This window comes from Nevskia sp. (genome assembly GCF_023266035.1).
In the GTDB taxonomy this organism is placed as follows: Bacteria; Pseudomonadota; Gammaproteobacteria; order Nevskiales; family Nevskiaceae; genus Nevskia.
Genome location: NZ_JAHFRY010000027.1, coordinates 31,079 through 37,587, shown reverse-complemented (window position 1 = coordinate 37,587; position 6,509 = coordinate 31,079). Strand labels below are relative to the sequence as shown.

Below are 6,509 nucleotides of genomic sequence, written 5' to 3'. Positions count from 1 at the left end.
GGAAGCGTGGCGGGCAACACCGCTGACGTCGTTCGACCGAAGCTGTTCGACAACGATCGCCCGACGGTGCTCTACAACCCGCATTGCTCGCCGAGTCTGTCGTCCTGGTATCGCGATGGTCTTGCGGTGCTCGAAGCCTTCTACCGCTCGGACCGCTACAACCTGATCGTCGCGCCGCATGTGATGCTGTTTGCCAAGCGCTTGCAGGTATCGCTGGATCGCTGGCGCTTCGATGCACCGGGCGAGATTCCGACCCGCTACCGCGACTGCCCGCACCTGCTGATCGACACCGGCAGCGCCCGCAGCTGCGACATGAGCTACACCGAAGCGGCCGATCTGTACCTGGGCGACGCCAGCAGCCAGGTCTACGAATTCCTGCATCGTCCGCGGCCCTGCGTGTTCCTCAATACGCAGGGTGTGGCCTGGCGTGTCAACGACAATTTTCGCCATTGGAACGCCGGCCCGGTACTCGATCATGTCGAGCCTCTGGAAGCAGCGATCGACGCCGCCTTCGCCAGCCACGGCCACTACATCGACACCCAGCGCGCACTGTTCGATTACAGCTTCGATCTGCGCGAAACGCCATCTTCGGTGCGCGGTGCCGAAGCGATCCGGGCCTTCTGTGCACGGCAGTTTCCGGTGGCAGCGGCCTCCGAGCCGACGACTGGTAGCCTGTTGTCACACGGCTAATAGTCCCTTAAGCGGCAAGCCTTCCAATAGCGTCACGCAGGCCATGAGGCCTGCGATGTCGACCGAAGGATTGCCATGCAACAGTTCCATCCGCAGACCAGAACCCCGACTTCAGGGGCCGCCAGCCGCCCGGCGATGCCACTCGACCTTCCGGCGATGGTCTCCTGTCCCGAAGGCCATCTGCGACCCTTCCCACCGCTGACGCTGATCACCGGCGCCACCGGTTTCGTCGGCGGTGCCTGCGCGATCGAAGCGATGGAAAGCGGCAAGACCCAGAGCCTGCTGTTTCTGGTCCGCGCCGCCTCGCCGGAAGAAGGACTGAAGCGGCTGCTGGAATCGCTGGGCCGTTTCGAATCGAAGACCGCACCACTGTCGCTGCTGACAGTCGATCAGATCATCATCGGCGACCTCGCCGATGTCGCCGCGTTTGCCGACGATCCCCGTCTCGATCGGGTGACTCACGTGCTGAACAGCGCCGCCGTCGCCTCGTTCGGCAATCATCCGGGCATCTGGCCGGTCAATGTCGTCGGCACGGTCGCTTTTGCCAAGCGGATGGCTGAAGCACCGAGGCTTACGCGCTTCGTCCACATCGGCACCGCGATGGCCTGCGGCGCCGGCCAGGTGTCGCCGGTGCAGGAAAGCTGGCAACTGCCGGAAACGCCGGAACACCTGGTGCCGTACACCGCATCGAAGGCCGAGGCCGAACGACAGATGCGGGCGATTCCCGGCCTGCCGCTGGTGGTGGCGCGGCCGTCGATCGTCGTCGGTCACAGCCGCCTGGGCTGCAAGCCGTCGAGCAGCATCTTCTGGGTGTTCCGCATGGCCCAGGATCTGGGCCGCTTCATGTGCAGCCTCGATGAGACCGTCGATGTCATTCCGGTCGATTACTGCGCGCAGGCGCTGATGCTGCTGACCTACAAGGAACACATCGCCAGCGACCTCTACCACATCTCCGCCGGCAACGGCAGCGCCAGCTTCCGGGCGATCGAAGCGGCGATGGCCGAGGCCCGGCACATCCCCTCGCAGGTCAATACCTGGCGGCAAATCCGCGAGTGCGACATCCCGTCGATCGTGCCGGACTTCAAGGCCCGGCTCGGTATCGCCAATCGTCGCCTGGTGACCAAGGCGGTCAAGCTCTACGGCGGTTTCTCGCTGCTCAACTATCAGTTCGACAACCATCGCCTGATCGCCGAAGGCTTCGCGCAACCGCCGAGTTTTCCGTCGTACATCGGTCACTGCATCAACAGCACCGAAGGCCTGCCGCTGCTCGAGCAGATGATGAGCGACTTCAAGTAGGCGCTGGCTTCTACATCCGAGTCTTGTGATGTCGCTGGCCCTGATCATCCTGCGTCACGACTGGCGCCGCTTCCTGCCGGCGCTGCTGTCGGTGAGCTTCGCCGGCGTGCTGATGCTGGTGCAGCTCGGCCTGCTGGCCGGCATGTTCGGCACCGTCACCGTGCTGGCCGACACCATGGCTGCCGATCTGTGGCTGACTGCGCCAGCCGTGCGCAGCATCGATCAGGCGGCGGACATTCCGTCCAATCTGGCGGCGCTGCTGTACAGCCATCCGGCCGTCATCAGCAGTGAAACGCTGACGTTGCGCGACGCCAGCTGGCGCGGCAGCTCCGGCACCCCGGTACCGGTGACCCTGGTCGGCATCAGCCCCGATCCGGCCGCGCTGAGTTGCCCGCAAGCCCTGCGAACCAGCTTGTGCGCAGCGCTTGCCGAGCCGGACAGCGTCGTCGTCGATAGCAGCGAAGCCGGCAAGCTCGAGGTGCCGGGCGATGGCATTACCTCGACGACAGTGGAGATCAACGGCCATCGTCTGCATGTCGTGGGGGTGTCGACCGGCCTGCGCAGCATCGGCACGACGTACGTGTTTCTGTCGCGACAGAGTTTGCGCGGTCTGCTCGTCGATGAAGCTGCGGCCGACACCAGCAGCTTCGTGCTTGCCAGTCTGCGTCCGGGCTCGCTGGCGACAACCGTGGTCACTGAACTTGCGGCCTTGCTGCCAGCCGGCAGCGCCAAGGCCTGGACTCGCGATGCGCTGTCCGGACAATCACAGCGCTGGTGGCTGGAAGAGTCGGGTGTCGGCGCCGGCTTCCTGTTCTCGACCGTGCTCGGCCTGCTGATCGCCGTCGTCATCACCAGCCAGACCCTGCGCAGCGTCGTGCTCGGCCAGTTGCGCGAGTACGCCGCGTTCCGGGCGATCGGCGTGCCGCCCTCGAAGCTCGGTGCGGTGATCGTCGAGCAATCGGCCTGGATTGGCGCGGCCGGTGGTCTGCTGATGCTCGTCGTGGTCGCCGCCGTCTCGGTAATGGCGGCACGTTTTCAGGTTCCATTCGCCCTGCAGGCCGGTGGCATCGCCGCCGCATTCACAATCGGCTTGCTGACTGCGATCGGCTCCGGCTTGTTGGCCTTGCGCGAGCTGTATCGCTTGCAACCGGCGGAGCTGCTGCGATGAGCGCCAGCGTGATCGCCACCGGCCTTGTCCATGCGTTCGGCAGCGGACCTGCGCGCAGCCTGGTGCTGCAGCGGCTGTCCGCCGAGTTCGAGCCGGGCGAGGTGACCCTGGTGATGGGCGCATCCGGCTCCGGCAAGTCGACCTTGCTGGCGGCGATCGGCGGTCTGCTGCGGCCGGATCGCGGCGAGGTGCGGATCGCCGGTACCGCGCTATGGTCATTGACGGCGCGGTCGCTGGAGCGTTTTCGATATCAGCATTGCGGCTACATCTTCCAGGGCTTCAACCTGTTTCCGGCGCTGACCGCGCTCGATCAGGTGGCGCTGCCGCTGCGCTTCGGCGGCGTTGCGAAAGGCGTTGCCAAGGCACGCGCCGAAGCCTCACTCGCCGAGGTCGGCCTGGAAGCTCGTCTGCATCTGCGGCCGGCTGAATTATCTGGCGGCGAGAAGCAGCGGGTCGCCATTGCCCGCGCGCTGGTCACGCGGCCGCAGGTGCTGTTCGCCGACGAGCCGACCAGCGCGCTCGACAGCCGCAGCGGCGCGGCGGTGATCGCGCTGCTGCAGGACATCGCCCACGCACTGGGCACCACGGTGATCGTCGTCACCCACGATACAAGGCTGATCCGCCACGCCGAGCGCGTGCTGCAGATCGACAACGGCAGGATCACGCGTGACGAGCGGGCCGCAGAATTTTCCATGGCGCTGGAACAGCCGGCATGAAGGCCTGGCCGCGCCGTCTGCTGGCAACGATCACGGCGGTGGCGCTGTTCTTTGCCGTGCTCAACGGGGGGCGCAGCAAGGCGGCACAACCGGTTGCATCGCCGGCCCCCGCAATCGTCAACGCCACGATCGTGGCTGCGGCGCCGGGCTGGGTCGATGTGCAGGGCGGCACCCGGCGCTTGGCGATGCCGGTTGATGGCGTCGTCACGGCACTCGCAGCTGGCGACGGTGTAGCCGTGAAAGCCGGCGCGGTGCTGGTGCAACTCGATCAACAGGCGGCGCTGCTCGATCAGCAGGCCAATGCGCTGGAGATCGCTCGCCAGCAGCAGGCCGTTCGCGCGCTGGAAGGACAACTGCAGCGCAGTCATCTGGATATCGCGCGTCTGCAACCGCTGGTGCGCATGCAGGCCGAAGCCGAGGACGTGCTGCGTGCGGCCGAGGCCAGCATGCAAACGATCACCGACAACCTGGCGGCTGCGCGTCTGGCGCTGCAGGCCGTGCAGTTGCAGCAGCAGAAGCTCTTACTGCTACACAAGCAGCTGACGTTGCGTGCGCCATTGGCTGGCCATGTGCTGAGGATCGATGCCCAACTCGGCGAAAGCCTCAGCCGCGGTACGCCGGTGGTCTGGTTCGCGCCGGATGCGCCGCTGATCGTCCGTGCCGAAGTCGACGAGCATCTGCTCAGCCGCCTGAAGCTCGGCATGACGGCGACCGTCGAGGCGGAAGGCGAAGTCGGGGCCGGCGGCGGGCCGCGCTATGCGGCCAAACTCACGCAGATCGCTCGCGCCGTCGGCCCGGTGCGCGCGCTGCCCGAGGTACGGGCAGCGGCGAAGGATGATCATGTCGTCGAATGCCTGCTGTCGCTCGGTGCAGCACCGCTGCTGATCGGCCAGCGCGTGCTGGTGCGCTTCGGTGGCGCGCCGTGAAGGCCGTTCGCCTGGCCATGTTGTTGCCGATGCTGCTGGCGGCCTGTGCCAGCGCACCACGCGTTGCCGAGCTGACGGTGCCGACACCGTTGCAGTGGCAGATGCCGACGTCCCATGCAGGCGAGGGTAGTGACGAGAACTTCTGGTCCAGCTTCGCCAGCCCGGGGCTGGACGCGCTGCTGAAGCGCGCGGCTATCGCCAACCCGGATCTGCAGATCGCTGTCCGCAGGCTGCGCATCGCTGATGACGCCGAACGGCTGGCGGCAGCTGGCAAGAGCCCGGCGCTCGACTTCCAGGCCGGCCCGGTCGACAACACGGCCGTTGCCGTCAATGGCGGCCGGCGCAGTGCCGCCGTCTACCGCCTTGGTTTCGAAGCCAGCTACGAACTCGATTTCTGGGGCCGCATTGACAGCCGGATCGCCGGCGCCAAAGCCGACGCAGCCGGCCAGCGCTTCGAGGCGGGTGTTGCACGAATCGCGATTGCCGACGAGCTGGCGCATCGCTATTTCGATGTTGCGGAAGCCGACGAAGTGCTGGCGCTGCTGCAGCGTCGCGCTGCCTTGGCCGATGAGCGAAGGACCCTGGAAACGGCGCGTCAGGCCGCAGGACGCACCGATGCCGGGCCGGTGCTCGAAGCGCAGCGCGCGCGCAATGAACTGCAGAACGAACTTGCCGACTGGCGGCAGCGGCGGCAGCAGGATGTCTGGCAATTGGCCTTGCTGTGCGGCGAGTTGCCGGAAGCTTTCAGGCTTGAAGCCAGTCCGCTACGGCAGGCGATACAGAGGCCAGCGGTGCCATCTGGCCTGCCATCGTCGCTATTGCAGCGCCGGCCGGATCTGCAGGCTGCAGCGTCGCGACTGCAAGCCGCGCAGGCGCAGATCGGCCTTGCCTGGGCCGAACAGTTTCCGCAGATCCGGCTGACCGCCGAGTTGGGCGTCGCCAGCGATGTGCTGCACCGAGTGCTGTCCGGCGCGATCCTGCCGTTCGGCATCGGCCCGTCGATCAGCCTGCCGCTGCTCGACGGTGGCGCTCGTGCAGCCAGACTCGATGCCAGCCAGCAGGCGGCCGAGATCGCCGAGATCGAATACCGCAAGGCGGCGCTGGCTGCGTTCGCCGATGTCGAGCAGGCGCTGCAGGCGCGAGCCGATGCCGATAACCGACAGCAGCAGTCCGATCAAACCATGGCCCGGCAACAGCAGCTCGCCCAGCGCAGCGACGCGCAACAGCAGGCCGGCCGCAGCAGCCGGATCGATGCGATCGCTCTGGAATCGGCCCGGCTCGCAGCCGAGCAGCTGGCTGTCGATCGCTATCGCCAGCAGCTCGACGCGCTGCTCGCGCTGCATGCCGCGCTCGGCGGCGGCTGGTCCGCGCCGGACCTTGCTCTGGTCATACCGACCAGTGCCATCAACGAACCCAGCAACGGACAGGCACACCCATGAACAACTATCGCGGCCCTGAATTCCAGCAGGTTGAAACCGTGCATTGGCGCGATCTGGAAGCGCGCGGCGGCTTCCAGCCGCGCCAGCAGCCGCTGCTGGTCAAGGGCGCGGTCGAGCGCTGGCCGGCTTCGCAGCAATGGACCTTCGACAAGCTCGCCGAGCTGCGCCGGCCGGATGGTTCGGAGGTGGTGACCAGCTTCCAGAACGGGCTGGTCGAGCAGGGCGTGACCCGGGAGCCGGTGATCCAGCCAGTGGCGCCCTACCTGCGCAAGCT

The 6,509-nt window shown here is 66.7% G+C and carries 5 protein-coding genes and 2 pseudogenes; all 7 read left to right on the top strand.

From position 1 onward, the window contains the following. Window positions 1-690 (top strand): annotated as a pseudogene (locus Q0D45_RS06070) (hypothetical protein); the annotation flags it as partial. A gap of 135 nt (window positions 691-825) precedes the next feature. After that, on the top strand, window positions 826-1,986 hold the full coding sequence (locus Q0D45_RS06065; protein ID WP_293389892.1) for an SDR family oxidoreductase: 1,161 nt from the start codon (window positions 826-828) through the stop codon (window positions 1,984-1,986). A 28-nt stretch (window positions 1,987-2,014) separates the two neighbouring features. Continuing rightward, entirely contained in the window at window positions 2,015-3,154 is a 1,140-nt protein-coding gene (locus Q0D45_RS06060) for an ABC transporter permease (RefSeq protein ID WP_293389889.1), read from the top strand. Next, a complete protein-coding gene (locus Q0D45_RS06055) occupies window positions 3,151-3,870 on the top strand; it encodes an ABC transporter ATP-binding protein (protein ID WP_293389886.1) in 720 nt (239 codons plus the stop codon). The genes Q0D45_RS06060 and Q0D45_RS06055 overlap by 4 nt, the downstream gene beginning before the upstream one ends. Continuing rightward, a complete protein-coding gene (locus tag Q0D45_RS06050; protein ID WP_293389884.1) occupies window positions 3,867-4,796 on the top strand; it encodes an HlyD family efflux transporter periplasmic adaptor subunit in 930 nt (309 codons plus the stop codon). The genes Q0D45_RS06055 and Q0D45_RS06050 overlap by 4 nt, the downstream gene beginning before the upstream one ends. Further along, window positions 4,793-6,235, top strand: a complete 1,443-nt coding sequence (locus tag Q0D45_RS06045) for an efflux transporter outer membrane subunit (protein ID WP_293389882.1) — start codon at window positions 4,793-4,795, stop codon at window positions 6,233-6,235. The genes Q0D45_RS06050 and Q0D45_RS06045 overlap by 4 nt, the downstream gene beginning before the upstream one ends. Next, a pseudogene (locus tag Q0D45_RS06040) lies at window positions 6,232-6,509 on the top strand (hypothetical protein); the annotation flags it as partial. The gene Q0D45_RS06045 and the pseudogene Q0D45_RS06040, both read left to right, overlap by 4 nt.

Excerpts from the sequence above, each read along its gene's own strand:
- Q0D45_RS06065 (WP_293389892.1), top strand. The coding sequence starts at position 826 with ATGCCACTCGACCTTCCGGCGATGGTCTCCTGTCCCGAAGGCCATCTG.
- Q0D45_RS06060 (WP_293389889.1), top strand. The coding sequence starts at position 2,015 with ATGTCGCTGGCCCTGATCATCCTGCGTCACGACTGGCGCCGCTTCCTG.
- Q0D45_RS06055 (WP_293389886.1), top strand. The coding sequence starts at position 3,151 with ATGAGCGCCAGCGTGATCGCCACCGGCCTTGTCCATGCGTTCGGCAGC.
- Q0D45_RS06050 (WP_293389884.1), top strand. The coding sequence starts at position 3,867 with ATGAAGGCCTGGCCGCGCCGTCTGCTGGCAACGATCACGGCGGTGGCG.